At 72.2% G+C, this 24,136-nt stretch carries 28 protein-coding genes and 1 tRNA gene; 14 read left to right on the forward strand and 15 right to left on the reverse strand.

What is annotated here, in order from left to right; genetic code table 11:
* Positions 1–230: 230 nt before the first annotated feature.
* Positions 231–2,654, forward strand: coding sequence for an excinuclease ABC subunit UvrA (locus DEJ12_RS16325; RefSeq protein WP_111030786.1), 2,424 nt, complete (start codon positions 231–233; stop codon positions 2,652–2,654).
* A 54-nt stretch (positions 2,655–2,708) separates the two neighbouring features.
* On the opposite strand, the gene DEJ12_RS18140 is transcribed toward DEJ12_RS16325, so the two are convergent.
* A complete protein-coding gene (locus DEJ12_RS18140) occupies positions 2,709–2,864 on the reverse strand; it encodes a hypothetical protein (protein WP_155896774.1) in 156 nt (51 codons plus the stop codon).
* Positions 2,865–3,050: 186 nt separating this feature from the next.
* On the opposite strand from DEJ12_RS18140, the gene DEJ12_RS16330 reads away from it, so the two are divergent.
* On the forward strand, positions 3,051–3,929 hold the full coding sequence (locus tag DEJ12_RS16330) for a serine hydrolase (protein WP_111030787.1): 879 nt from the start codon (positions 3,051–3,053) through the stop codon (positions 3,927–3,929).
* 41 nt (positions 3,930–3,970) lie between these two features.
* Here the strand turns inward: DEJ12_RS16330 and mtnN are convergent, their stop codons facing one another.
* A complete protein-coding gene (mtnN, locus tag DEJ12_RS16335) occupies positions 3,971–4,678 on the reverse strand; it encodes a 5'-methylthioadenosine/S-adenosylhomocysteine nucleosidase (RefSeq protein ID WP_110864380.1) in 708 nt (235 codons plus the stop codon).
* Between the two features lie 57 nt (positions 4,679–4,735).
* Complete coding sequence (locus DEJ12_RS16340; RefSeq protein ID WP_111030788.1) at positions 4,736–5,692, reverse strand: serine hydrolase; 957 nt, start codon at positions 5,690–5,692, stop codon at positions 4,736–4,738.
* 66 nt (positions 5,693–5,758) lie between these two features.
* Here DEJ12_RS16340 and DEJ12_RS16345 point away from each other — a divergent pair, with 66 nt between their 5' ends.
* The 4 genes from DEJ12_RS16345 (at position 5,759) to DEJ12_RS16360 (ending at position 8,536) form a co-directional block, all read left to right on the forward strand.
* Positions 5,759–6,091 carry a hypothetical protein gene (locus DEJ12_RS16345; protein WP_111025009.1) on the forward strand — a complete coding sequence of 111 codons (333 nt, stop codon included), beginning with the start codon at positions 5,759–5,761 and terminating at the stop codon, positions 6,089–6,091.
* 107 nt (positions 6,092–6,198) lie between these two features.
* Positions 6,199–7,326: an NAD(P)/FAD-dependent oxidoreductase gene (locus tag DEJ12_RS16350; protein WP_181433197.1), complete on the forward strand. Its 1,128-nt coding sequence runs from the start codon at positions 6,199–6,201 to the stop codon at positions 7,324–7,326.
* Complete coding sequence (locus tag DEJ12_RS16355; protein ID WP_181433196.1) at positions 7,326–8,348, forward strand: arsenic resistance protein; 1,023 nt, start codon at positions 7,326–7,328, stop codon at positions 8,346–8,348. The genes DEJ12_RS16350 and DEJ12_RS16355 overlap by 1 nt, the downstream gene beginning before the upstream one ends.
* On the forward strand, positions 8,345–8,536 hold the full coding sequence (locus DEJ12_RS16360; protein ID WP_146243421.1) for a hypothetical protein: 192 nt from the start codon (positions 8,345–8,347) through the stop codon (positions 8,534–8,536). Before DEJ12_RS16355 ends, DEJ12_RS16360 begins: the two co-directional genes overlap by 4 nt.
* Before the next feature lie 8 nt (positions 8,537–8,544).
* Here DEJ12_RS16360 and DEJ12_RS16365 read toward each other — a convergent pair whose 3' ends face one another.
* Together DEJ12_RS16365 and DEJ12_RS16370 are read right to left on the reverse strand one after the other, a co-directional pair.
* Positions 8,545–8,838 carry a hypothetical protein gene (locus tag DEJ12_RS16365; protein ID WP_111030792.1) on the reverse strand — a complete coding sequence of 98 codons (294 nt, stop codon included), beginning with the start codon at positions 8,836–8,838 and terminating at the stop codon, positions 8,545–8,547.
* Positions 8,839–8,993: 155 nt separating this feature from the next.
* Positions 8,994–9,596: a TetR/AcrR family transcriptional regulator gene (locus DEJ12_RS16370; RefSeq protein ID WP_111030793.1), complete on the reverse strand. Its 603-nt coding sequence runs from the start codon at positions 9,594–9,596 to the stop codon at positions 8,994–8,996.
* Positions 9,597–9,750: 154 nt separating this feature from the next.
* Here DEJ12_RS16370 and DEJ12_RS16375 point away from each other — a divergent pair, with 154 nt between their 5' ends.
* The 4 genes from DEJ12_RS16375 (at position 9,751) to DEJ12_RS16390 (ending at position 13,665) form a co-directional block, all read left to right on the forward strand.
* The gene (locus DEJ12_RS16375) at positions 9,751–10,677 is read left to right on the forward strand and encodes a chlorophyllase (protein WP_181433195.1); all 927 of its coding nucleotides are present in this window, start codon (positions 9,751–9,753) and stop codon (positions 10,675–10,677) included.
* Positions 10,674–11,651: an SDR family NAD(P)-dependent oxidoreductase gene (locus tag DEJ12_RS16380; RefSeq protein ID WP_111030795.1), complete on the forward strand. Its 978-nt coding sequence runs from the start codon at positions 10,674–10,676 to the stop codon at positions 11,649–11,651. Before DEJ12_RS16375 ends, DEJ12_RS16380 begins: the two co-directional genes overlap by 4 nt.
* 61 nt (positions 11,652–11,712) lie before the next feature.
* Positions 11,713–12,168 carry a GNAT family N-acetyltransferase gene (locus tag DEJ12_RS16385; RefSeq protein WP_258370662.1) on the forward strand — a complete coding sequence of 152 codons (456 nt, stop codon included), beginning with the start codon at positions 11,713–11,715 and terminating at the stop codon, positions 12,166–12,168.
* 30 nt (positions 12,169–12,198) lie between these two features.
* A complete protein-coding gene (locus DEJ12_RS16390; protein WP_111030798.1) occupies positions 12,199–13,665 on the forward strand; it encodes an SDR family oxidoreductase in 1,467 nt (488 codons plus the stop codon).
* A 12-nt stretch (positions 13,666–13,677) separates the two neighbouring features.
* Here the strand turns inward: DEJ12_RS16390 and DEJ12_RS16395 are convergent, their stop codons facing one another.
* Positions 13,678–13,992: a hypothetical protein gene (locus DEJ12_RS16395; protein ID WP_111030800.1), complete on the reverse strand. Its 315-nt coding sequence runs from the start codon at positions 13,990–13,992 to the stop codon at positions 13,678–13,680.
* A 45-nt stretch (positions 13,993–14,037) separates the two neighbouring features.
* Positions 14,038–14,109 (reverse strand) — tRNA-Gln (locus DEJ12_RS16400).
* 79 nt (positions 14,110–14,188) lie between these two features.
* Here DEJ12_RS16400 and DEJ12_RS16405 point away from each other — a divergent pair.
* Both DEJ12_RS16405 and DEJ12_RS16410 read left to right on the forward strand, forming a co-directional pair.
* Complete coding sequence (locus tag DEJ12_RS16405; protein WP_027465090.1) at positions 14,189–14,683, forward strand: MarR family winged helix-turn-helix transcriptional regulator; 495 nt, start codon at positions 14,189–14,191, stop codon at positions 14,681–14,683.
* Between the two features lie 47 nt (positions 14,684–14,730).
* Entirely contained in the window at positions 14,731–15,207 is a 477-nt protein-coding gene (locus tag DEJ12_RS16410) for a VOC family protein (RefSeq protein ID WP_146245136.1), read from the forward strand.
* A 6-nt stretch (positions 15,208–15,213) separates the two neighbouring features.
* Here DEJ12_RS16410 and DEJ12_RS16415 read toward each other — a convergent pair whose 3' ends face one another.
* The 8 genes from DEJ12_RS16415 to glp form a co-directional block, all read right to left on the reverse strand.
* Positions 15,214–17,061 carry an ABC-F family ATP-binding cassette domain-containing protein gene (locus tag DEJ12_RS16415; RefSeq protein WP_111030804.1) on the reverse strand — a complete coding sequence of 616 codons (1,848 nt, stop codon included), beginning with the start codon at positions 17,059–17,061 and terminating at the stop codon, positions 15,214–15,216.
* A gap of 161 nt (positions 17,062–17,222) precedes the next feature.
* A complete protein-coding gene (locus tag DEJ12_RS16420; protein ID WP_111030806.1) occupies positions 17,223–17,897 on the reverse strand; it encodes a hypothetical protein in 675 nt (224 codons plus the stop codon).
* 2 nt (positions 17,898–17,899) lie between these two features.
* Positions 17,900–18,298, reverse strand: a complete 399-nt coding sequence (locus DEJ12_RS16425; RefSeq protein WP_111030808.1) for a PLDc N-terminal domain-containing protein — start codon at positions 18,296–18,298, stop codon at positions 17,900–17,902.
* Positions 18,295–18,972 carry a hypothetical protein gene (locus tag DEJ12_RS16430; protein WP_146245131.1) on the reverse strand — a complete coding sequence of 226 codons (678 nt, stop codon included), beginning with the start codon at positions 18,970–18,972 and terminating at the stop codon, positions 18,295–18,297. The genes DEJ12_RS16425 and DEJ12_RS16430 overlap by 4 nt, the downstream gene beginning before the upstream one ends.
* On the reverse strand, positions 18,969–19,409 hold the full coding sequence (locus DEJ12_RS16435; RefSeq protein WP_111030812.1) for a molybdenum cofactor biosynthesis protein MoaE: 441 nt from the start codon (positions 19,407–19,409) through the stop codon (positions 18,969–18,971). Before DEJ12_RS16435 ends, DEJ12_RS16430 begins: the two co-directional genes overlap by 4 nt.
* Entirely contained in the window at positions 19,406–19,918 is a 513-nt protein-coding gene (locus DEJ12_RS16440; protein WP_111030814.1) for a molybdenum cofactor biosynthesis protein B, read from the reverse strand. The genes DEJ12_RS16435 and DEJ12_RS16440 overlap by 4 nt, the downstream gene beginning before the upstream one ends.
* The gene (moaC, locus tag DEJ12_RS16445) at positions 19,915–20,403 is read right to left on the reverse strand and encodes a cyclic pyranopterin monophosphate synthase MoaC (protein ID WP_111056875.1); all 489 of its coding nucleotides are present in this window, start codon (positions 20,401–20,403) and stop codon (positions 19,915–19,917) included. The genes DEJ12_RS16440 and moaC overlap by 4 nt, the downstream gene beginning before the upstream one ends.
* The gene (gene glp / locus DEJ12_RS16450; protein WP_111030816.1) at positions 20,400–21,644 is read right to left on the reverse strand and encodes a gephyrin-like molybdotransferase Glp; all 1,245 of its coding nucleotides are present in this window, start codon (positions 21,642–21,644) and stop codon (positions 20,400–20,402) included. The genes moaC and glp overlap by 4 nt, the downstream gene beginning before the upstream one ends.
* A gap of 107 nt (positions 21,645–21,751) precedes the next feature.
* Between glp and DEJ12_RS16455 the strand changes: the two genes are divergently transcribed.
* Both DEJ12_RS16455 and DEJ12_RS16460 read left to right on the forward strand, forming a co-directional pair.
* The gene (locus DEJ12_RS16455; RefSeq protein WP_111030818.1) at positions 21,752–22,690 is read left to right on the forward strand and encodes an MTAP family purine nucleoside phosphorylase; all 939 of its coding nucleotides are present in this window, start codon (positions 21,752–21,754) and stop codon (positions 22,688–22,690) included.
* Positions 22,687–23,757 (forward strand): NAD(P)-dependent oxidoreductase, encoded by a 1,071-nt coding sequence (locus DEJ12_RS16460; protein ID WP_111030820.1) that lies wholly within the window; start codon positions 22,687–22,689, stop codon positions 23,755–23,757. Before DEJ12_RS16455 ends, DEJ12_RS16460 begins: the two co-directional genes overlap by 4 nt.
* Positions 23,758–24,136 lie beyond the last annotated feature (379 nt).

Consider the following 24,136-nt stretch of genomic DNA (forward strand, 5'->3'; position numbering starts at 1 on the left):
ACATCTCCGAAGACGCCGCCGGCCTGCTGAACAAGACCTTCGGCACCGACGCCGTCAAGCGCGGCCTCCTCGTCGGCACCGCCACCATCACCGCACAGATCAAGTAACACCTGCCGCAACACCGCACGACGCGAAGAGTCGCTCCGCCGATCAGGGCGGAGCGGCTCTTCGTCGTTCGCGGTTCCGCACCGGTACTGCTTCTCCCAGTGGCCGAGCCTACGATCGAGCGAATGCCCGCTCCTCGCTCGACCCAGACCGACGACCGACCCGGGCCGGACGACTTCATCCGCGTCCGTGGTGCCCGCGAGAACAACCTGCGCGACGTCGACGTGGACATCCCCCGCGACCGGATCGTCGCGTTCACCGGCGTCTCCGGCTCCGGCAAGTCCTCACTCGCCTTCGGCACCGTCTTCGCCGAGGCCCAGCGCCGGTTCCTCGAGTCCGTCGCCCCGTACGCGCGGCGGTTGATCGCGCAGGGGTCCACCCCGCACGTCGACTCGATCACCGGACTGCCGCCCGCCGTCGCCCTGCAGCAGCGTCGCGGCGCCCCGAGCTCCCGTTCCACCGTCGGCACCATGACCACGCTGTCGAACTCGATGCGCATGCTCTACTCGCGCGCCGGCACGTACCCGTCCGGCGCCGACCGGCTCGAGTCGGACTCTTTCTCGCCGAACACCGTCGCCGGCGCCTGCCCGCGGTGCCACGGCATCGGGACCGCGCACGAGGTCACCGAGGCATCGGCCGTGCACGATCCGTCGCTGAGCATCCGCGACGGCGCGATCACCGCCTGGCCCGGTGCGTGGCAGGGCAAGAACCTGCGGGACGTCACCGCGGTGCTCGGCTACGACATCGAGCGCCCGTGGCGTGAGCTGTCGCGCGAGGACCGTGACTGGCTGCTCTTCACCGAGGAACAGCCCGTCGTGCAGGTGCAGCCGAAGCGCGACCGCGTGGCCAAGCCATACAAGGGCCGGTTCTGGAGCGCTCGCCAGTTCGTGCTGCACACCCTCGCCGACTCGCAGAGCGAGACCCAGCGCAAGAAGGTGCTGCAGTTCGTCGAGTCCGGCCCTTGCGGGCTCTGCGGCGGCACCGGCCTGACCCGAGCCGCCCTCGCCGTGACGATCGGCGGCCACTCGATCGCCGAGCTGAACGCGCTGCCGCTGACTGGCCTCGCCGACGTCCTGCGCCCGATCGCGGCGATCACGGACGCGGCAGCGGCGACGTCGCGGGCATCGTCCGGCGAGCACACCGAGGTCGCCGTGGCGATCTCGCGCGACCTGCTCACCCGTGTCGAGGTGCTGGTCGGCCTGGGTCTCGGGTACCTGGCGCTCGACCGCGCCACCCCGACGCTCTCCCCCGGTGAGAGCCAGCGGCTGCGGATCGCGACGCAGCTGCGCTCCGGCCTGTTCGGCGTCGTCTACGTGCTCGACGAACCGAGCGCCGGGCTGCACCCCGCCGATGCCGAGTCCCTCGTCGACGTCCTCGACGACCTGCGTGCCGGCGGCAACAGCGTCTTCGTCGTCGAGCACGACATGAGCATCGTGCGCCGAGCCGACTGGATCGTCGACGTCGGCCCCCGTGCGGGCACCGGTGGCGGCACCGTCCTGTACAGCGGCCCGGTCGCCGGCCTGGCCGAGGTCGAGGCGTCGGTCACCCGGCGCTTCCTGGAGCCCCGGCAGCCGACCGCCGACCGCGCCGTCCGGACCCCGATCGGCACGCTCGAACTCCGCGACCTCACCCTGCACAACCTGCGTGGGCTCGACGTCGACCTACCGCTCGGTGTGCTCACCGCGGTCACCGGGGTCAGCGGCTCCGGCAAGTCGTCACTCGTCGGTGGCGTGCTGCCCGGTGTCGCGACGTCGCACCCGCTCATCGACCGCGTCGTGCAGGTCGACCAGAAGCCGATCGGCCGGACGCCCCGCTCGAACCTCGCCACCTACACCGGCCTGTTCGACGCGGTCCGGGCCGCCTTCGCTCAGACCGACGAGGCCAAGGCCCGCGGTTGGGGCGCCGGGCGGTTCTCGTTCAACGTCGCCGGCGGCCGGTGCGAGGTCTGCCAGGGCGAGGGGTCGGTGTCCGTCGAACTCCTCTTCCTGCCGGGCAGCTGGGCCCCGTGCCCCGAGTGCCACGGCTCCCGCTACACCGCCGACACGCTCGAGGTCCGGTGGAACGGGGCGTCCATCGCCGACGTCCTCGGCATGACCGTCGACGAAGCGGCGCCGTTCCTGGCGTCCCTGCCCGCAGCCGGGCGCGGACTCGAGACCCTCCGCGAGGTCGGCCTCGGCTACCTGCGGCTCGGCCAGCCCGCCCCGGAACTGTCCGGCGGCGAGGCGCAGCGCATCAAGCTCGCCACGGAACTGCAGCGTGCGCGGACCGGCCACACGCTGTACCTGCTCGACGAGCCCACCACCGGCCTGCACCCGGCCGACGTCGAGCTGCTCACCGCCCAGCTCGCCCGCCTGACCGACGCGGGCAACACGGTCGTCGTGGTGGAGCACGCCATGGACGTCGTCGCGAGCGCCGACCACGTCATCGACATGGGCCCGTCCGGCGGTGTCGAGGGTGGCCAGGTGGTCGCCTCCGGCACGCCCGTCGAGGTCGCCGCCTCGACGACCAGCCGGACCGCCCCGTACCTGCGGGACCAGCTCGGTCGCTGACGCAGAAGTGCCCGCCAGGATCGCTCCTGGCGGGCACTTCGTGGCTGCCGCTGGTTACCGCTGGACCGCTTCCGGAGCGTCGTCGCGGAAGAAGTCGCTGCCACTGTGCGTGTAGCCGACCTCACCCGTCCGACGCCACTGCTTGCGGACGCGCTTGAAGGTGGTGATGCGTGCAGGTTCGACGTTCTCGTCGCTCGTGTAGGCGCTCATGGCTGATCTCCCTGTGTGATTGGCCGTGGTTCCTTGACCCCCCGGGATGGAGGCTAGCGAGGGCCTCGGAGGCGAGTTCGCGATCCGTCCCGGAACGTCCGTGGAACGCAATTCCGGCCGTGCCGAGGGCCGGAACGCGCCCCTCCGGCACCTGGTGCTCGTCCACGCGGAACGAGGATCCCCCGCATGACCGGCTGCGATCATGGTGGCTTCGACCAGATCAGGAGGACGAGCGTGGCCGCTGCGAACCGAGCCGTGATCATCGACACAGGGGACGAAGTCACCGCAGAGCTCGGCGATCGCTACGAAGCGGACGCGCTGGTGGAGTGGGCGAGCGTCACGAAGACCGTGACCGCCGCCGCCGTGCTCGTCCTCCTCGCTGAACGGGACATCCCACGGGACACCCCCGCCCGGGACCTGTTGCCGGACGTCCCCGACGACGCCACCTACACGGTCGACGACTTGATCCGACACCGCTCGGGCCTGCCCCGTGTGCACCAGGGCATGTCGGCCGGGATCGTCGGCGACCCGTACGCGGACGTGTCCGAGGCGGACATCACGCGTGCGCTGCGCCAGACCCCGACGACACCGGGTGAGCGGGACTACTCCAACCTCGGCTACGCGGTGCTCGGTCGGCTGCTCGAGCACGTCGCGCAGGAGGCATGGTCCACGGTCGCCGAGCGGACGGTCCTGGCTCCGCTCGGCATCACCAGCGCCACCCTCGACCCGGCACCCGAACGACGAACCCTGCTCCGGTCGTGGCGGGGCCGTCCCCGTGAACCCTGGACCGTCGGATCAGGTCCCTACGCACCGGCCGCCGGGATCTGGTCGACCATGTCCGACCTCCTGCGCTTCGGCGTGGGGATCGGACGCATCGAGCCGGACTTCCTGGCGTGGGAGCACCGCGACGGGCTGATCTGGCACAGCGGGCAGACACGGGACGCCGGCGTCTGCCTGCTCCGTCACGGCGACGTCACGATCGCGTCGCACGCCCTCGGCGCAGCGCCCGGAGCTGCCGACCGGCTCGCCGTCCGACGCCTCCGTGCCGTGGGAGTCGTCGCGTGAGCGCCGGCACTCGGGCTGGCTGAGGGAGCGCGCTGGCGGACTCAGGAACGCAGGCCGAGCACCAGGTCGTGGACCACGCGCGCTGCGCGTGCCGCGGCGTCGTCCAGGTGCTCACGGAACTCGGCGCCGTCCGGCGCGCAGAGGTCGCTGATGCACCGGACCGACACGAACGGCATGTCGTGCACGTGGGCGAACTGCGCGATCGCGGCCGACTCCATGTCGACCGCGGCCACCTCGGGGAACGCGACCCGGAGCGCGCGGGCACGGCCTTCGGTCACGAAGACCTCGCTCGAGCCGATCGTCGCCGACCGCAGGGGCCACGCGATGTCGGCACCCATCGCGAGTTCGACGAGCCGGGCGTCCGGCGCGTAGCCGGTCGGCATGCCGGGGACCTGGCCCAGGGCGTAGCCGAACGCGGTGGCGTCCGCGTTGAGGTTGACGTACCGGTCGCCGACCACGACGTCACCGATGGCGACACCGTGCATGAGCCCGCCGGCGGTCCCGACGCTGATCACCGGGATGCCCGGGCCGAAGTCGTGGAAGCCGTGGGCGACCGCGGCCGTGGCGTTCGTGAAGCCGATGCCGCTGCGGCGCACGACGACCGTGGCGCCGCCGATGTCGAGCAGCTGGTGCGGGTCGTGGCCACCGACGGGGCCGTCGAGGACCGGGACACCGCCGAACAGGTCGGCGAAGGCCGAGACCTCTTCGCTCATGGCCGCGATGATGATCGCGACGGGTTGCTGCTGCACTGATCGATCCTCCCACGCCGGGCGCGCGCGGACGTGCAGGTCGGATCGTCGACGGTGCTAGCGGCGGGGGTCCTGGCGGGCCAGCTCGTCGGCGACGAAGGCGGCGAGCGCGTCGGCGCCGAAGTGGTCGTCGGCGGTGATGGTGACGACGGTGCCGGAGTCGTTGCTCGCCTCGGTCTCATCGAACAGCAGCATCTGACCGTACGCACCGTGCAGCCGCCAGAGTCGGCCGGGACCACCCCACCCAGCCATCGCGTACCGCTCGTAGCCGGGCCCGGTCCCCTCGCGCTCGACCCAGTCGGTGTGCATCGCGTCGCACCACCGCGCGCTGACGATCCGCTGTCCGTCGACGACCCCGCGGTCGCGGATCAGGCGTCCGATGCGGGCGAGCTCCTCGGTTCGGAGCGACAGTCCCTCGCCGCCGGCGACGAACCCGTTCGGGCAGCGTTGCCACTCGACGTCCTGGATTCCCAGCGGCGCGAACAGTCGCTCGGTGACGAACGCGCCGACGTCGCCGACCCGGGTCTCGAGCACGCGCATCGCCGTGTAGGTGCTGGCGTTCGCGTACTGGAACACCCGGCCGCGGGACGGTCGCCGCAGGAACTCGGCCGCCAGGTCCGGCCAGTCCGTCAGCTCGGTCGCCGACCAGGGCATGTCGATCCCGCTGGTCATGGTGAGCAGGTGGCGGAGGGTGACCCGGTCGACGCCGTCGCCGAGCGCGAGCCCGGTCTCCGTACCGAGGCCGGTGCCGACCAGGGACGTCGCGATCGGTTCGTCGACGTCGACCAGGCCGTCGTCGGCCGCGATGCCGGTGGCCAGGACGCAGACGCCCTTCGCGGCGGAGTGGATCTCGCGTCGGACGTCGGGGGTCCAGTGGTGCTCGGCGACGTCGTCCGCGGTGCTCTCGGCGCCCGGAGCCGCAGTCCGCGTGCGCACGTGGATGCCGTGTGCGGCGAACCCGGTGGTGTCGATGTGCCGGACGACGGCGTCGAGGATGGTCGCGGCGGTGTGCACAACCCCATCCTCTCGTGGCCGCGCGGCTGCGGGCACGGGCAGGGGCCGCCGCGTACCGTCCGGCTCGTGTCCGACGAACAGCCCCGCCGCCCCGATCCCACCCGCGTCGGCGACCAGCCCGCACTCCGGACGGCCTCGGGCTCGAACTGGCTCGTGTGGGGAGCCGTCACGGCCGTGATCGTCGCCGCGGTGATGGTCCTCATGGCGATCCGGGCGCCGGCGATCGGCTGGCCGGCGCTCGTGCTCGTCGTCGTGTTGTTCGTGACGATGGTCGTGGTGCGCGCCGCCGTCCGGCCGCAGCGCACCCGACTCGTCACCCTGGCCCTGCTCGACCTCGGCATCGTGGTCGTCGGACTGGTGGCGACCCTGGCAGTCCTGTACTCGACACCGGTCGGCTGATGCCGTGATGGCATGTTGATAACGGTTCTCACTAAGATGGTGTGCAGCGACCACACCACGGTGGCCGTTCCATCGACGCAGCCGCAGCTGCTGGGAAGACCGACCCCATGCCAGCACCACACCCCACCGAGACCCTCGACGCCCTCGTGGTCGGAGCCGGACCGGCCGGCGTCGGCACCGGCCTGGCACTCCACGCCGTCGACGGCCTGCTGTTCGGCGTCGTCGAACGCGGCGTCGTCGGGGACACGTTCCGTCGGTGGCCGGAGCACCAGCGGTTCCTGACGCCGTCCTTCACCGGCAACGGGTTCGGGGCCACCGACCTCAACGCGGTCCACCCGCGCACCTCACCCGCCTACAGCCTGGGGACCGACTACCCCTCCGGGCCCGAGTACGCCCGGTACCTGCGTGGCGTCGTCGCGGCCTTCCACCTGCCGACCCTGCTCGACACCGAGGTCGAGCGCATCGAGCCGGACGACGACGGCTTCCGCGTGACCACGAGCCGCGGCCCCGTCATCACCCGGAACGTGGTCTGGGCCGGCGGCGAGTTCTCCGACCCGATCCTGCCCCGCTGCGCGGGCACCTCGCTCGGGGTGCACGCGTCCGCCGAGGCAGCCTGGGTGGCGCGGTCCGGACACGTGGTGGTCGTGGGTGGCTTCGAGTCGGGCATCGACCTGGCGTGCCACCACGTCGAACAGGGGGCGACGGTGACGGTCGTCGACCCGTCCCACCCCTGGGACGCCGGCAGCGGGTCGGACCCGTCGTTCCGCCTCGCCCCGCGGACCCGTCAACGACTCGCGGCCGCGCGGGCCAGCGGACGCCTCACCCTGGTCGACGACGGCCAGGTCACCGGCATCAAACGATCCGGAGACGGGTTCACCGTCGGGGTCGCCGGACGGACCGCCCTGGTCGCGGACGCGCCACCGATCCTCGCCACCGGGTACGGCCCGGGGCTCGGGCCGGCAACGAGCCTGTTCGACACCCGCGCGGACGGCTGGCCGCTGCTCACCGAGGACGACGAGTCGACCACCACGCCCGGACTCTTCCTGGCCGGCACCGCGCTCCGGCACGGCGCACTGCAGTTCTGCTTCGTCTACAAGTTCCGGCAGCGGTTCGCCCACGTCGCCCGCGTCATCGGCGAACGAGCAGGGCGCGACTGCGGTGCCCTGCAGGAGTGGGACGACGCCGGGATGCTCACCGACGACCTGAGCTGCTGTGGTGTCGAATGCGCGTGCTGATGCCGGCACAGCGGGCCGCCCGCCCCGCCGGTGCACGACTCTGGGCCACCCCCGCGATCGTCGGCGGCGCCATCCTGGTCGGGTCGGTGATCGGCGGCGTCTCACCCTCGGCCGGCGACGCGATGGGCTCGGTGGTGGACGCGTTGGTGATCACCCTGGTCATCGCCCTGTTCGTCGACGTCCCCCTGCACCGCCTCCCACGGACGCCCGGCGCCTGGAAGGTCATCGGCATCGCCTGGAGCATGAACTTCCTGCTCGCCCCGCTCGTCGCGTTCCTGCTCACCCGCGTGGCCCTGCCCGGGCACCCGGCCGTCCAGCTCGGCGTGATGCTGTACTTCCTGGCGCCCTGCACCGACTGGTTCCTGGCGTTCACCCGCCTGAGCGACGGGGACACCGCCGTGGGGGCGACCCTGCTGCCGATCAACATGGTCACCCAGCTGCTGCTGTTCCCGGTGTGGATCACGGTCCTGGGCGGCAACGCCGGCATCGATGCCGTGGGCACCATCGGCACCCTGCTGCAGTGGTTCGTCCTGCCCGCCGCGATCGCCGTGGTGATCTGCCTCGGGATCTCGCTCCTGCCGGACGGCGCTCGAGCCCGCGCCGCCGCCCTGCCCGGCCGCGCGGTCCCCTGGATCGTGGGCGCGATGGTCGCCGGGCTCTTCGCCTCGCACATCGGGCTGCTGCTGGCGAACCTGCCGGTGTTCGTCGCCGTACTGGGGTGCGCGGTGGTCTTCTTCGCCGTGATGTTCATCGCAGCCGAGTGGGCGTCACGCCTCGCCGCCCTGTCGTACCCGCGGTCGGCGCTGCTCGCGATGACGACGGCGGCCCGCAACGCACCCCTGATGATCGGGCTGACGAGCGCCGCACTCCCCCACCAGCCGCTGGTCACCACGGCGATCGTCGTCGGCATGCTCGTCGAGTTCCCGCACCTGCTCGCGGTCCGCCACCTGCTGCTGCGTCGGCGACTTGGTCAGCACGCCGGGCGACGCCTGCGCGGCACCGCCGCGTGGGGGCACCCGTGACGCACCGGGTCCGACTCGTCGTCGTCCCGACCGAGCGACGGGTGATCGAGACCGAGCACGACGACCGGCGGACGGCGCTCCTGCTCGCGCTGGGCCAGGTGCCGCTCGGGTACACGGTCACCGACGTCGACGTGCTGCCGGAGCACGGGGACACCGAGTCCGACCCCGCGGAGCCGGGCCGACGCTGAGCCGGCCGTCAGCGGCGGACGAGCACCCCGGCGACGAGTCGGAGCAGCAGGGCGACCACGCCGACCACGGCGATGCTGACCGACACGACCGTCGCCATCAGCAGTCGAAGGCCGTCCGGCACGGCCGTCTCGTCGGACGTGGGGAGGAACGCCGTCGCGACGAACACGCAGCCCGCGGCGATCAGGAACAACACCCCGATGATCGTCAGGGCCCGCAGCGCGGCCGGCGCCGGTTCGTGGTCACCCGGTCGAGCCGGACGAGCCCTGGCCCCCTCGGTCTCCCAGTCCGCCAGTTCCGTCATGGTGGTCCCCCTCCGTCGGGACGATCGTAGGGCCCGGACCGGCCCCGACGGCGCTGGTGCGGCCCGAGACGGTCACGATGCCGGACGGGAGGCGCGTGACGGGCCCGCCCCGCGCCTCCAGTCCGGTGCCGGTCGCGACCAGTGCACGTGGCCGGCTACGCGCTGTCGGCCACCGTCGGCTGCGCCTGCCGCAGCCCGGTGACCAGGAGGGTCACGATCGTCCGGACGTCGTAGTCGGGGTCCTGGGGGCTCCACGCCACCAGGTCGCCGACGGCCCGGAGCAGCTGGTACGGCGGGGTCGGCGCGGCCACCTCGCCGGACGCCCGCGCGGCGTCGAGCAGCCGGCCGAGCACGGGCACGAGCTCGTCGACGAACAGGGTGTGCAGCGCCGTGAAGCCGTCGGCGTCGCCCTCCCAGACGCGCGCCAGACCGTGCTTGGTGCCGAGGAAGTCGACGAACTGGTGCACCCAGCGCAGCAGGGCGGCGAACGGTGTCGGCTCCGAGTCGAGCAGCGCCGGCCCCGCGTCGACCAGGGCCTCGATCTGGTGCCGGTAGACGGCGACGACCAGGTCCGAACGGGTCGGGAAGTGCCGGTAGAGCGTGCCGACCCCGACCCCCGCGGCGGTCGCGACCTCGCGCACCGGTGCGCCGACGCCCGAGGCGGCGAAGACCGCGGCAGCGGCGTCGAGGATCGTGCGCTCGTTGCGCTCGACGTCGCGACGGCGACGCGGCGCGGGGTCGGGCGACGGGGTGCTCATGCGTCGATCATCGCACGACACCGACGCGATGCGGAACAGTGCTCCGCTTCCTCTTGCAATCCGGATCGCTGTTCCGTATCGTTCCGGAACGTCGCTCCGTTTCGGACGACGATCGCTCCGACCACGGGCGACACCGCATCCCGGAAAGGCCCACATGGCACCCACAGCACCTCGACCGCAGGTCATCAGCGTGCGCCCCGTCACACTCCCCGCACCCTCGCGCGGTCAGGACCTCGAGGTCCGGATCACCGCACCGACGACCGGAACGGACCTGCCCGTCATCGTCTTCGCCCACGGCTTCGGCCAGTCCATGACCGGCGGCGACCCCCTGGTCGACCACTGGACCGCGAACGGCTTCGTCGTCGTCCAACCGACGTTCCTCGACGCGAAGGCCTACGGGCTGACGTTCGAGGACCCGCGCTACCCGACCATCTGGCAGACGCGCGTCGACGACCTCGAGCGGGTGCTCGACGACCTCGACCAGATCATCGATGCGGTCCCCGGCCTGAGCGGACGCGTCGACACCGCCCGCATCGCCGCGGTCGGACACTCGCGGGGCGGACAGTCCGTGGGCATGCTGCTCGGGGCCCGCGTCCTGGACGCCGACGGGCGGCCGGGCGAGGACCGCACCGACCACCGCGTGCGCGCCGGGGTCCTGCTGTCCACCACCGGGATCGCGCGCGGCGACCTCGCGCCGTTCGCGCAGGAGCACTTCGCGTTCATGAGCCCCGACTTCAGCCAGCTGCACACCCCGTCACTCGTCGTCGCCGGCGACCACGACCAGTCCCAGCTCTCGACCCGAGGCCCGGACTGGTTCACCGACGTCTACCACCTGAGCCCCGGCGCGCGGCACCTGGTGACCGTCCACGGCGGCGAGCACCTGCTCGGCGGGATCCAGGACTACGAGTCGACCGCCACCACCGACGAGAGCCCCGAGCGTGTGGACCTCGTCCGCCACACCACGACGGCGTTCCTCCGGACGGCGCTCGGCCTCGACGCCGACGCATGGTCGGCGGTCGCCGACGCCGTCGGCCCCGCCACCGCCGTCGGCCACATCGAAACGAAGGAGTACCACTCGTGATCACCCACCAGCACCCCCTGCCCACTCCGTTCACCGCCGCGTCCACCGCCGCCGACGTCCTGCACGGCGTCGACCTGAGCGGCCGGAACGTCGTCGTGACCGGCGGACACAGCCGCCTCGGCCGTGAGACCAGCCGCGCCCTCGCGGCGGCCGGCGCCGACGTCACCGTCGCCTCCCGCGACGTCGAGCGGGCATCCGCCGCCGTCGCCGACATCCCGGGCATCCGCGTCGAGGCCCTCGACCTCACCGACCCCTCGTCGGTCGACGCCTTCGCCGCGCGCTGGTCGGCCTCCGGCCGCCCGCTGCACATGCTCGTGAACAGTGCCGCGATGCTCTTCACCCCGGACCGCCGGCTCGACGACCGCGGCAACGAACTGGCGTTCTCGACGACGCACCTGGGGCACTTCCAGCTCACGCGGGCGCTCCTCCCCGCCCTCCTGGAGGCCCGTGGTGCGCGGGTCCTGACCGTCACGTCCGGTGCGGCGCGGTTCGGGCAGATCCGGTGGGACGACCTGACGTTCGCGCACGGGTACGACCCGGTCACCGCGTACGGGCAGTCGAAGCGGGCGAACGTCCTGTTCACGGTGGAACTCGACCGCCGGTACGCCGACCAGGGCATCCGCGCCTTCGCCGCGCACCCGGGCGTCATCATCGGACCCGGCCCGCACGACCCGGCGGTACTCGCGTCGTACCGCGAGCAGGGACTGGTCGACGACCACGGGGCGACCGTCATCGATCCCGAGGTCGGCAAGAAGACCGTCGAGCAGGGCGCCGCGACGCTCGTGTTCGGTGCCGCGAGCCCGCTGCTCGACGGCGTCGGCGGGGTCTACCTGAAGGACAGCGACGTCGCCGCGACCGACGACCGGGTCCTGCCCCTCACCGCGGACCGCATCCCGTCGGACGCGAACTCCGCGATGCTCGACGCCGACGACGCCCGGCGGCTGTGGGAGGTCAGCGAGGGACTCCTGGCCTGATCGCCGTCGGCCGGGGGTCTCATCCGCTCACTGTCCGCGTCGTCCTCGCTACTGTGTGACGGTGCTGACCGTGCGGATCGAGAGCCCCCGACAGGACGACGTCCTGCACCTGCTGCAGCAGGGCGACGACTACGGACTGAGTCTCTACGCGGCCGAGAACTACCACGCCCTCGACGTCGACGACCTGGACCAGCCCGACGTCACGTTCCTGGTGGCGCGCCAGGACGGCACCGCCCTCGGCACGGTGGCGCTCGTCGACGCCGGCGACGGCACCGGCGAGGTCAAGCGCATGTTCGTGAGCGACGCCGCGCGTGGGCTCGGCGTGGGGACGCGGTTGCTCGACGCCCTGCACGACCGGGCCCGCGCGGTCGGCATCGGGACCGTCCGGCTCGAGACCGGTCTGCCGCAGGCCGCGGCCATCGCGCTGTACCGGAAGGCCGGGTACGCGGACATCCCCCGGTTCGGCCCCTACGTCGACGACCCGACGAGCGTGTGCATGGAGCAGCAGCTCGTCTGACCGGCGCTCGGTCCCGACGTAGGATCGCGTGTGAGCTCCGAGCACCCCGAACCCAGCGGCATCGACCCCGACGACCTGACCGTCGCGCTCCGGGTGCTCGAGCAGCTGCCGTCGATCGACGAGACGCACCCGGACTTCATCCGGGTCCGCCAGGCCACGGCGAAGATGTTCAAGGCCGTCAAGCGCGCGCACCGTCTCGAGAAGCGCGGCGTCATCGCCGAGGCCGACCGCCGGGTGATCGCCGCCACCGCCACCGGGGCCGCCGACCGGATCGACGACGAGACCCGAGGCGTCCTGATCAGCGCTTCGACCGCCTCGACCACCGCGGGCACGCTGCTGAAGTCACGGCCCTGCTACATGTGCAAGCAGCACTACACGGTCGTCGATGCGTTCTACCACCAGCTCTGCCCGGCGTGCGCTCGCATGAGCCACGCGAAGCGCGACGCCCGGACGGACCTGACCGGCAAGCGGGCGCTGCTCACCGGCGGCCGCGCGAAGATCGGCATGTACATCGCCCTCCGGCTGCTGCGCGACGGGGCCCACACCACCATCACCACGCGGTTCCCCCGCGACGCGGTGCGCCGGTTCGCGAGCCTGCCCGACTCCGCCGACTGGATGGACCGACTGAAGGTCGTCGGCATCGACCTGCGTGACCCCGCCCAGGTGATCGGACTCGCCGAGGACGTCGCCGCATCCGGTCCCCTCGACATCCTGATCAACAACGCCACGCAGACCGTGCGCCGGTCGACCGGCGCCTACCAGCCGCTGGTCGACGCGGAACTCGCGCCGCTGCCCGACGGACCACTGCCCGAACTCGTGACCTTCGGGCACACGAACGACCAGCACCCGCTCGCGCTCGCCCGCTCGGTGGCCGCGCACCCGATCCTCGCGGCCGCCGCAGCCCGGGCCGACGAACTGACCGAACAGGCGATGGCGCCGGGATCGAGCTCGCTCGAACGACTCGCCCTGGGCACCGCCATCGACGCCGGTGGCCTGGTCCCTGACCTGCACGACGAGAACTCGTGGACCCAGCAGGTCGACGAGGTCGACCCGCTCGAGATGCTCGAGGTCCAGCTGGCCAACACCACGGCGCCGTTCATCCTCATCTCGAAGCTCCGCCCCGCCATGGCCGCGAGCACCGGACGCCGCACCTACGTGGTGAACGTCAGCGCCATGGAAGGGGTCTTCGGCCGTGCCTACAAGGGGCCGGGACACCCGCACACGAACATGGCGAAGGCTGCCGTGAACATGCTCACCCGCACGAGCGCGCAGGAGATGTTCGAGACCGACAACATCCTGATGACGAGCGTCGACACCGGGTGGATCACCGACGAACGGCCGCACCCCACGAAGGTCCGGCTCGCCGAAGAGGGCTTCCACGCGCCGCTCGATCTGGTCGACGGGGCAGCCCGCGTCTACGACCCCATCGTCCGCGGCGAAGCGGGCGAGGACGTGTTCGGTGTCTTCCTGAAGGACTACGCGCCGAGTTCGTGGTGACCGGCCGTCTCCTCAGCCCTGGAGCCGCCGCCCCGCGGCCCTCGATGCGCCACTGACGAACCGCTCGAAGAGTGCACGGGCCGACAGGTCTGCGCCGATGTCGAGGTGCGTCGGGACGATTCCCCGTTCGTCGGACACCATGAGCTCGGCGTCGCCCGAATCCCAGACGAGCAAGTCGTAGGCGATCAGATCGGACTCCACCAACAGGTGGGTGCTCCGGTTGTCCCGGTCCTCGGGCGAGCGCCGCAACTCGGTGTTCACGGCGTCGGCCTCGAGCTGCGCCATCAGCAGCGAGCCCCAGCGGTGGAAGTCATCCGAGATGGTCACTGCGCACACCCGCTTTCGCTCCCGCCGCGACGGACGACCCGCCCGCTCCGCCTCCAGGATTCGAACCCGGACCTAACGGCACCAAAGGCCGTCGTGCTGCCATTACACCAAGGCGGAACGCACCAAGGGGTGCTCCTCCATCCTCCCACGACCGACGAGGCTGGCTGTCCGCTCCGGGTTCGGCCAAGATGGAGGGATGCCGCATGAGGACGAGGTCGATCGCATCGTCGCGGCGTGGGGTCGTGAGCGTGCCGACCTGGACTTCGGCCCGCTCGAGGTGCTGTCCCGCGTGGACCGGCTCGCCCGGCACCTGGACCGCGCCCGGCGGACGGCCTTCGACGCGAGCGACATGGAACCGTGGGAGTTCGACGTCCTGTCGGCCCTGCGGCGGGCGGGTGAGCCCTACGAGCTGAGCCCGAAGACCCTGCTGCAGCAGACCCTGGTGTCGAGCGGCACGATGACGAACCGGGTGGACCGCCTGGCGGCCCGCGGCTTCGTGGGACGACGGACCGACCCGAAGGACGGCCGCGGCATCCTCGTCTCGCTGACGGGCAAGGGCCGGGTGGCGGTGGACGCGGCGATCGCGGACCTGCTGGCCGCCGAGCGCGACATCCTGTCCGGGGTCTCCGCCGACGAGCAGGGCCAGTTGGCCGGGCTGCTCCGCCGACTCATCCTGGGTCTCGGGGACTGACCGAAAGCGTGACACGGGCCGAGCGGCCCCGGCGTAGCGTGCGCCGCATGCACGCCATCACCCTCGCCGTCGCCGACGTCGCTCGATCGGCCGAGTTCTACCGCGCCCTGCTCGGCGTCGAGGGCAGCGGCGTCATCGGCACCGAGTACCCCGCCACCGAGACGCAGGCCGGCGGCACCACGGCGATGTTCACCCTCGACGACGGCCTGATCGTCAGCGTCTACGGCCGGGACGACATGGCGAAGGACTCCGGCGTGCAGCTGGCCACGGCACCGAGCAGCACGATCGGGCACTTCACGGGCAGCCAGGCAGAGGCCGAGGCGTTCCTCGAGCGAGCACAGGCAGCGGGCGCCACGATGCCCGAACCGCCGTACACGCGCCCGTGGGGCATGTGGTCCGGCTTCTTCCAGGACCCGGACGGCCACCTGTGGGAGGTCGTGGCGAACCCCGGCGGTGGGGCGCCCGAGGACGCCACACCGACGGACAGCGGCCAGGACGCGGTCGACCCGGCGTCCGTCGAGTAGACCGCCTCAGACCCCGAGCAGCTCCGCGACCTCGAGCCAGCGCTCCTCGAGCTGCTCGACCTCGGCCTCGAGCGCAGCGAGCTTCGACTGCAGTTCGCCGAGCCCGGCGTAGTCGGACTGGTCGTGCGTCGCGAACTGGTCGAGCAGCTTCTTGCGGTCCGCGCCGACCTTCGCGATCTTCCGGTCGAGCGCCGACATCTCCTTCTCGGCCGTCCGCCGGTCCGCTCCCGACAGGGCGGACGCACCAGCGGCCGTGGACCCGGCCACGGCACCGGCCGAACCGGTCCCGCCGACGGTGTCGGGCCTCCCGGCAGACGCGGCGGCAGCCGCAGAGGCGGTCCCGCCACCGGTGCCGGCCTCGCGCAGACGCATGTACTCGTCGACGCCGCCGGGCAGGTGGCGCAGGTGCCCGCCGAGCACGGCGTACTGCTGGTCGGTGACGCGCTCGAGCAGGTACCGGTCGTGGCTGACGACCAGCAGGGTGCCGGGCCAGGTGTCGAGCAGGTCCTCCATGGCGGCGAGCATGTCGGTGTCGAGGTCGTTGGTGGGCTCGTCGAGGATGAGCACGTTCGGCTCGTCGAGCAGGATGAGCATGAGCTGCAGGCGCCGCTTCTGCCCACCGGACAGGTCCTTGACGGGCGTGGAGAGCTGCTCCGAGGTGAAGCCGAGCCGCTCGAGCAGCTGCGACGGCGTCATCTCCTTGCCGTCGGCGACGTAGCTCGTCTTCTTGCGGGCCACGACCTCGCGAACGCGGTCGTCGGCGAACTGCTGCAGGTCGGCGAGCTGCTGGTCGAGGACCGCGACCTGCACCGTCTTGCCGGTCTTCACCCGCCCGCTGGTCGGCTGCAGCCGACCCGAGACCAGGTTGAGCAGCGTGGACTTGCCGGCGCCGTTCGGGCCGAGGATGCCGGTCCGCTCCCCCGGTGCGATGCGCCACTCGATGCGGTCGAGGATCTGCGTGCCGTCGAACGAGACGCTCACGTCGAGCAGGTCGACGACGTCCTTGCCGAGGCGCGCGGTCGCCGTCCGGGACAGCGCGACGGTGTCGCGGATCGGCGGGACATCGTCGATCAGGGCATTCGCCGCGTCGATGCGGAACTTCGGCTTGCTCGTGCGGGCCGGGGCGCCGCGGCGGAGCCACGCGAGCTCCTTGCGGGCCAGGTTCTGCCGGCGCTGCTCGATCGTGGCAGCCTGCCGGTCACGCTCGACGCGCTGCAGGATGTACGCGGCGTAGCCACCTTCGAAGGGGTCGACGACGCCGTCGTAGACCTCCCACGTGTCGGTCGACACGGCGTCGAGGAACCACCGGTCGTGCGTCACGACGACCATGCCGCCCTGGTTCGACGACCAGCGGCGGTTGATGTGCCCGGCGAGCCACTCGATGCCCTCGACGTCCAGGTGGTTGGTCGGCTCGTCCAGGAACAGGACGTCCCAGTCGCCGACCAGCAGCCGCGCGAGGGCCACACGACGACGCTGCCCACCGGACAGCTCGTCGACGCTGACGTCCCACGGGATGTCGGAGACCAAGCCGCCGATGATGTCGCGGATCTTCGGGTCACCGGCCCACTCGTGCTCCTCGAGGTCGCCGACGACGGTGCTGCCGACGGTCGCGCCCTCGGGCAGGATGTCGCGCTGGTCCAGGTAGCCGATGGTCAGCCCACGGCGGTGCGTGACGCGGCCGCCGTCCGGCTCGAGGCGCTGGGACAGCAGTGCGAGGAGGGTCGACTTGCCGTCGCCGTTCCGGCCGACGACGCCGATCCGGTCACCCTCGTCGATGCCGAGGGTGACGTTGTCGAAGACGACCTTGGTGGGGAACTCGAGATGCAGGTTCTCGGCGCCGAGGAGATGTGCCACGCGTCAAGGGTGGGTGGCGCGTGGCGGGCTCGTCGCACGGTGCGCGCTTGTTCGAATGGTGCGAGGTTGCCCGCTCGGTGCGAGCCTGTAGCGGCACACGGAGCGCGCAACCTCGCACCACCCGACAGACCGCGCACGGTGCGATGGCCTGGAGGCCCGGGTCAGCTCGCGGGGGCTGGCTCGGCTCCGGCGCGGGGCTCGGTCTCCTGCAGGAACGCTCGCCACTGCTTCCGCTTGCTGACGGTCCAGAGCAGCATCGCGAGGAAGAACACGGTGAGGAGCGCGTACAGCAGCCCGAACAACGTCGCCCAGTTGAGCAGGAACTGCGCGAACGCGAACGGCGTCCATCCGAGGGCGAGCCAGAACGTCGATGTCGATTGACCGAGCCGACGGCCGGCGAGTGCGACGAGCGCGGTCCGGTGCTGCGGATCGGCGGGCTGCTGCCCACGAGCCATGCGCTCGATCCGTCGGCGGACGGCACGAGGAAGCCCGAGCATCGGGTCGGACAGCGCGCTCTGGAACTGTCCACCGCCCCGGACGATTGCGGTGACCCAGCAGACCGGGCCAACGATCATGAGCGGGACGATGACGAAGAACGCCCAGCCCGGCAGGCCACTTCCGGTCGAGGGCAGGTCGAAGCGCGGCAGGTGTTCGGCGCTCAGCCACCCGGCTGCAACCGCGGCGACGACGGCCAGCACGATCCAGATGACCCGCCGGACCATCGAACGGCGGACACGCGGTCCGACTGGCGCCCCCGCGAGACGGTCCTCCACCTGCTGCCAGGTCTCCTCGGAGACCGTGGCTCCGGCGAGCTCATGCGGGGCCGGCGTGGACACGATCAGCTCGCGGGAGCGGTGTCGCCCTCGCCCGCGGCATCCTTCGCGCGCTTCAGGCGTGCCTGCGCCTCCCAGTACTCGATCTCGCGCTCGAGCTCGGCGAGCTCCTGCTCGGTGCCGGTGACGCGCTTGGCTCCGTGGGCACTGCGGGCGTCGCCGAGGGTGGCGTACCGGTCCTCGTGGCGGGTGGGCTCGATGTACCGACCGTGGTTCCGTTCGCCCGGAGCCCAGTCGTGGCCGATGGCGAACCAGACGATGCTGCCGACGACGGGGACCAGGATCACGAGGATCACCCACGCGATCTTCGGCAGGCCGCGGATCTGGTCATCCGTCTTCGTCAGGATGTCGATCAGGGCGAAGACCAGCAGGATGACGGTGATCCCGGGCAGCAAGACGCTCATGTTCGCGATTCTATGGATCCGCTTGGAGTCTCACCATGCCCCGAACGAGCGTCCCGGTTGCGAAGGTGCACAGGGTCGGCGTCGAGGTACCGGCGGGCGAGCACCGCGGACCGTGCCGTCAAGGCGAACTGCCCCGCGGCGGCGATGCCGCCCGCAACGGCGAAGGGCCAGAACGCGCCACCGGCGAACGTGATCGCAGACCACACGATCACGAACCCAGCCAGACTGGCCAGTTCGCCGCCGCCGCCCAGTTCGACCGCCCTCGCCTGCACGACGATCCGGCGGTCCTCCGGCGCAGCTCGTCGCCCGGTCGCCGCCTCCGTCACCGCGCGCTGTTCGCGTTGCTGTAGCGGCGCGAGCACCGGCGCACGACGAGCTTCCGCGCCGTTCCGTCTCCGGCGGATCAGGACCCGAACGGCGTCGCCGAGACCGATGACGAAGCCCAGTGCGGTGACGACGCCGGCAACTGCGAAGCGAGCGTCCGATCCGGCGGGCACGGCGATCGCCGCGATGCACAGCGCCACCAGCACCAGCCCGATGGCCACGACGAACCCGAGGACCGGCGTGCCGGGTGTCCGGGTCTGCGCGAGGAGCAGGCGTGCACGCTCGTCAACTTCGGCCCAGCGTCGCCCTGCCGCCGCGCGCTCAGTGTCGGTCTGGGCGGCGGCGGTCACAGCGCCGCGACCCACTCATCCGTCCCGTCGGTGAACCGCTGGTGCTTCCAGATCGGCACGCGCTCCTTCACGAGGTCGACCAGGGCACCGCACGCGGCGAACGCCTGCGCCCGATGCGACGACGACACCGCTGCGGCGAGCGCGACGTCCCCGATGCCGAGCGCCCCGACCCGGTGCAGCACGGCGATCCGGACGTCAGGGTGGTCCTCGGCGATGGTCCGGGCGACCTCGGTGATGACCTCGCCGGCGCTGGGGTGCCGCTCGTAGTCGAGCGCGGTGACGCCCTTGCCACCGTCGTGGTCTCGGACGATGCCGGCGAAGGTCACCACGGCGCCGTCCTGCACGGTGGCCACCGCGGCTGCGACCTCGTCGACGCTGACGTCGCGGTCGACGACGTCGGCCAGCGCAACCCGTGCGGCGGACTCTGTGGTGCTCACGAGGCGCTCCGCGGGGCGTGGCCCTCGCCGTGCACCTGGGCGACCACGTGGTCGAGTACTCCGTCGAGCACGGCGAGTCCGTCGGACACCCCACCGCGCGACCCGGGCAGGGTGACGAGCAGACAGCCGGCGTTCGTGACCCCGGCGACGCCGCGGGTGAGCAGGGCGGTCGGGCCGGCACCCGCGAGTCCGCGCCGACGGATCTCCTCGGTGATGCCGGGCAGTTCGAGGTCGATCAGCCCCGCCACCGCCTCGGGGGTCCGGTCGGTGGGGGTGACCCCGGTGCCGCCGGTGGTGATGACGACCCGGGCGTCGGCCAGGAGTTCCGCGGTGATGGTCTCGGTGATCGCGCCGCCGTCGGGGACGATGATCGGGTCGCTCGTGGTGAACCCGTGGTCGCGCAGCCAGTCGGCGATGAGGGGTCCGGTGCGGTCGAGCGCGGGGTCGGCGGCGGCCTGCGTGGACACGACGACGACGGCGGCCCGGCCCCTGGTCGGCTCGGCGGTCATCGGTTGCTCCAGTCCCCGGAGCGTCCGCCGTGCTTCTCGAGCACGCGGACGTCCGTGATCACGGCCGCTCGGTCGACGGCCTTCACCATGTCGTACACCGTCAGGGCGGCGACGCTCGCCCCGGTCAGGGCTTCCATCTCGACGCCGGTGCGCGAGGTCGTGCGGACCGACACCTCGATCAGCACGCGGTCGTCGGTGCCGGTGATGTCGACCTGCACGCCGGCGATCGGCAGCGGGTGGCACAGCGGGATCAGGTCGGAGGTCTTCTTCACCGCCATGATCGCGGCGATCCGGGCGGTGCCGACGACCTCGCCCTTGGGCAACGAGCCGTCGAGGATGCGTGCGACGACGTCGGGGCGGGTGACGACGGTGGCGGTGGCGGTGGCCGACCGGTCGGTGACGTCCTTCGCGGAGACGTCGACCATGTGCGCGCTGCCGTCGGCGCGGACGTGCGACAGCTGGTCGGAGGCGGACGGGTCGGTCATCGGAGGCTCCAGACGGTTAGGGGGTCGCCGGGTTCGACGGTGTCGACCCCCACGGGGACGTGCACCAGGTGGGTGGCGGCGGCGTAGTGCACGAGCAGGTGCGAACTCGGCCCACCGACGAAGTGCACGGCCCCGTCCTGCACCCGGCCGCGACGGACCTGGTGCTTGCCGACGGGTGAGCCGGCAGCGGACGCCGCCGGCAGGACCTGCGTGGGGCGGTCCGGCGTGAGTCCGACGGCGGTGGCGAGCAGGGGGCGCAGGAACACCTCGAACGAGACGAGCGCCGAAACCGGATTGCCGGGGAAGGACACGACCGGCACGGCGCGACCGGCACCGAACACGACGCTGCCGAACGCCTGCGGCCCACCCGGTTGCATCGCGACCGGCGTCACCGCGAGCCCACGGGGTTCGAGCGCCTGTCGCACGACCTCGTACGCCCCGGCGCTGATGCCCCCGGTCGTCAGCACGAGGTCGGCCCAGTCCCCCACGGCCGCGTCGAGGGCCCGGTCGAAGGCAGGGACGTCGTCGGGCACTCGGACGGCCCGTGAGTCCGCACCGACCTGGGCCAACGCGGCCCGCAGCGCGATGCCGTTCGCGTCACCGATGGTCGCCGCGTCCGCGTCGGCACCCTGCAGCTCGGACCCGGTCGACACGACGAGGACCCGCAGTGGTCGGCGCACCGACACGGTCGTCACCCCCGCAGCAGCCAGCGCCCCGAGCAGCGCCGGCGTGACCGCGGAACCGGCCGGAGCGAGCTCGGCGCCGGTCGGCAGGTCGCTGCCGGTCACCCGCACGAAGGTGCCGGCGGTCAGGTCAGCGGGCACCGTCACCCGGAGCAGCTCGAGCGCCGCCGGGAACGCGCCGGGCTCGGTCGCCTCGACCGGGAACACCGCGTCGGCGGCGGTCGGGATCCGTGCACCGGTCATGATCGGCGCGGCCGTGCCGGGCTCGAGCGGTTCGGGCACCACGCCGGCCGGGATCGGATCGACGACCCGGACGGCCTGCCCCGCGTCCGCGGCCTGCACGGCGAACCCGTCCATCTGACTGTTGTCGAACGGCGGCAGCGGAACGGGCGACAGGACGGCCGCCGCGAGCACGCGGTGAGCAAACCCGGCACCGGCACCGGCACCGGCACCGGCACCGGCGAGTTCGCCGATCGACAGTTCTTCTGCTCCGAGGCCCGCCACCACCGGCGCGAGCAACGCCGCCAGGTCGTCGCGGTGCTGACCGATCGTTCGCACAGGTGCCTCCGAACAGGGGGTTGGTGGCGCCGCTCCCGGTTCGCCCGGTGGCGCCGTCAGTAGCGTATCCAGCGCGCAGCCCGCGCCGACGACCAACCGGAGGACCTGTGGAGAACGACGAAGCCGTGACGATCGGTGTCATCGGAGGCTCCGGCCTCTACCAGCTGTTCGAGGAGGGCACCGCCGACGAGCTCGACGTCCCGACCCCGTTCGGCCCGACGTCGAGCCCGATCAGCATCGGCACGATGGCCGGACGACGGGTCGCGTTCCTGACCCGCCACGGCCGTGAGCACTCCGTGGCCCCGCACCGCATCAACCACCGTGCGAACGTCTGGGCGCTCCGTTCGCTCGGCGTCCGCGCGATCGTGTCCTCGAGTGCCGTCGGCGGCCTGCACCCCGACTACGCCCCGGGCACCTTCGTCGTGACCGACCAGCTCATCGACCGCACCTGGGGCCGCGCCGACACGTTCTTCGAGGACGACGTGCAGCACCTGTCCTTCGCCGACCCGTTCGACCCGACGCTCCGCCGTGCGGCGATCGACGCCGTCGCCGGACTCGACGTGCCGTTCCGTCCGACCGGCACATGCGTCGTCATCCAGGGTCCCCGGTTCTCCACCCGCGCCGAGTCCGTCTGGCTCCGCCAGGCTGGCGGCCACACGATCAACATGACGATGACGCCCGAGGTCCCCCTGGCCGCCGAACTCGGCATCGCCACCGTGAACCTGTCGTTCGTCACCGACGCCGACGCCGGCCTGGCCCCGACCGAGGACGAAGCCGCCGCCGCAGCCGCAGCCAGCGGCCCCGACGTCGACGACGCCGGAGCCGTCGTCACCCACGCCCTCGTCATGGAACGCCTCGCCCGCGCCAACGAGGTCATCGTCCGCGCCATCGGCCAGATCGTCGCCGCGATCCCCGCCGACTTCACCCCGCGCGAGCTCGTCCCGACCAGCGCGAGCGCCAGCATCATGCAGGCCCAGCCGACCACGGGTGTCACCGCCACGAAGGCCCAGCCCGCCGCCACCGCCACCACAGGCGCCACCGCATGAGCCGCCTCCTCGTCACCGGCGGCGCCGGCTTCATCGGCTCCGCGATCGTCCGCCGCGCCCTGGCCGACGGCCACGAGGTCCGCGTCCTCGACTCCCTGCGCGACGACGTGCACGGCGACCCCGCCGAGGTCATCCGCGCCCACCAGCAGCAGGGCATCGCGTTCGTGCACGGCGACGTCCGCGACCGGGTCGCCCTCGACGCCGCCCTCGACGGCATCGACGTCGTGTGCCACCAGGCGGCCAAGGTCGGCCTCGGCGTGGACTTCCAGGACGCCCCCGACTACGTCTCGTCGAACGACGCCGGCACCGCCCACGTCCTCGCCGGCATGGACCGGCACGACATCGGCCGGCTCGTCGTCGCCAGCTCGATGGTCGTCTACGGCGAGGGCGCGTACACCACCGCCTCCGGCGAACCCACCCGTCCGCCGGCCCGCCGCCGCGAGGACCTCGACGCCGGCCGCTTCGACCCCATAGGCCCCGACGGTCAGCCCCTGCTGCCCGGCCTGATCGACGAGTCCGCCGCCCTCGACCCCCGCAACGTGTACGCGCAGACGAAGGTCGCGCAGGAGCACCTCGCCTCCAGTTGGGCCCGAGCCACGGGGGGCCGCGCGATCGCGCTCCGCTACCACAACGTCTACGGACCGGGCATGCCTGCGAACACCCCCTACGCCGGTGTCGCGTCCCTGTTCCGCTCGGCACTGGCCCGCGGCGAGGCACCCCGCGTCTTCGAGGACGGCGCCCAGCGACGCGACTTCGTGCACGTCGACGACGTCGCCGGCGCGAACGCTGCCTCCATCGCGGCGACCGCCGACCTGCCGTCGGACACGTTCCGCGCGTACAACGTCGGCTCCGGCACCGTGCACACCATCGGGGACATGGCCGCCGCGATCGCCGGACCCGACGGCCCGCAGCCGGTCGTCACCGGCGAGTACCGCCTGGGCGACGTCCGCCACGTCACCGCGAGTTCGGCACGCATCGCCGCCGAGCTCGGCTGGCACGCCGAGGTCGACTTCGAGGCCGGCATGCGGGACTTCGCGACGGCTCCACTCCGCAGCGCCGTCCGCTAGCCGGAACGCGTGCGCGAGCAGCGCACCGCTGGCCGTGCCTGAGAGCGCGACCAGCCACCGGACGGGAGGCCCGTGACGGCGCCGCCCCGCGCCTCCCGTCCGCAGTGCCCGCCCCCAGGGCCACGCGAGACGCCGTCGTGTCGGCACCACGCCCCCGGGTGCGCGAGACGCCGCCCCATTCGGCGGCGTCTCGACGACACGACGGCGTCTTGCGCAACCACTCGCGGACCCACACACGCACCCTGTCCCCCGTTCTGGGGACCGAGCGCAGACCGGACGCGCTGAACGACCAGGACCCGGCAGTTTCCTGTACCCCGCAGCGCGTCGTCGTGTTGTGTCGAGTGCATGCCAGGACAGACCCGTCGATCCGACCGACCGC

The sequence above is a fragment of the Curtobacterium sp. MCLR17_059 genome (assembly GCF_003234665.1).
GTDB lineage: Bacteria > Actinomycetota > Actinomycetes > Actinomycetales > Microbacteriaceae > Curtobacterium > Curtobacterium flaccumfaciens.

Bases quoted from the DNA above. Each gene is read 5' to 3' on its own strand.
- DEJ12_RS16325 (WP_111030786.1), top strand. From the start codon at position 231: ATGCCCGCTCCTCGCTCGACCCAGACCGACGACCGACCCGGGCCGGAC.
- DEJ12_RS18140 (WP_155896774.1), bottom strand. From the start codon at position 2,864: ATGAGCGCCTACACGAGCGACGAGAACGTCGAACCTGCACGCATCACC.
- DEJ12_RS16330 (WP_111030787.1), top strand. From the start codon at position 3,051: ATGACCGGCTGCGATCATGGTGGCTTCGACCAGATCAGGAGGACGAGC.
- DEJ12_RS16350 (WP_181433197.1), top strand. From the start codon at position 6,199: ATGCCAGCACCACACCCCACCGAGACCCTCGACGCCCTCGTGGTCGGA.
- DEJ12_RS16355 (WP_181433196.1), top strand. From the start codon at position 7,326: ATGCCGGCACAGCGGGCCGCCCGCCCCGCCGGTGCACGACTCTGGGCC.
- DEJ12_RS16365 (WP_111030792.1), bottom strand. From the start codon at position 8,838: ATGACGGAACTGGCGGACTGGGAGACCGAGGGGGCCAGGGCTCGTCCG.
- DEJ12_RS16370 (WP_111030793.1), bottom strand. From the start codon at position 9,596: ATGAGCACCCCGTCGCCCGACCCCGCGCCGCGTCGCCGTCGCGACGTC.
- DEJ12_RS16375 (WP_181433195.1), top strand. From the start codon at position 9,751: ATGGCACCCACAGCACCTCGACCGCAGGTCATCAGCGTGCGCCCCGTC.
- DEJ12_RS16405 (WP_027465090.1), top strand. From the start codon at position 14,189: ATGCCGCATGAGGACGAGGTCGATCGCATCGTCGCGGCGTGGGGTCGT.
- DEJ12_RS16410 (WP_146245136.1), top strand. From the start codon at position 14,731: ATGCACGCCATCACCCTCGCCGTCGCCGACGTCGCTCGATCGGCCGAG.
- DEJ12_RS16425 (WP_111030808.1), bottom strand. From the start codon at position 18,298: ATGAGCGTCTTGCTGCCCGGGATCACCGTCATCCTGCTGGTCTTCGCC.
- DEJ12_RS16440 (WP_111030814.1), bottom strand. From the start codon at position 19,918: ATGACCGCCGAGCCGACCAGGGGCCGGGCCGCCGTCGTCGTCGTGTCC.
- moaC (WP_111056875.1), bottom strand. From the start codon at position 20,403: ATGACCGACCCGTCCGCCTCCGACCAGCTGTCGCACGTCCGCGCCGAC.
- DEJ12_RS16460 (WP_111030820.1), top strand. From the start codon at position 22,687: ATGAGCCGCCTCCTCGTCACCGGCGGCGCCGGCTTCATCGGCTCCGCG.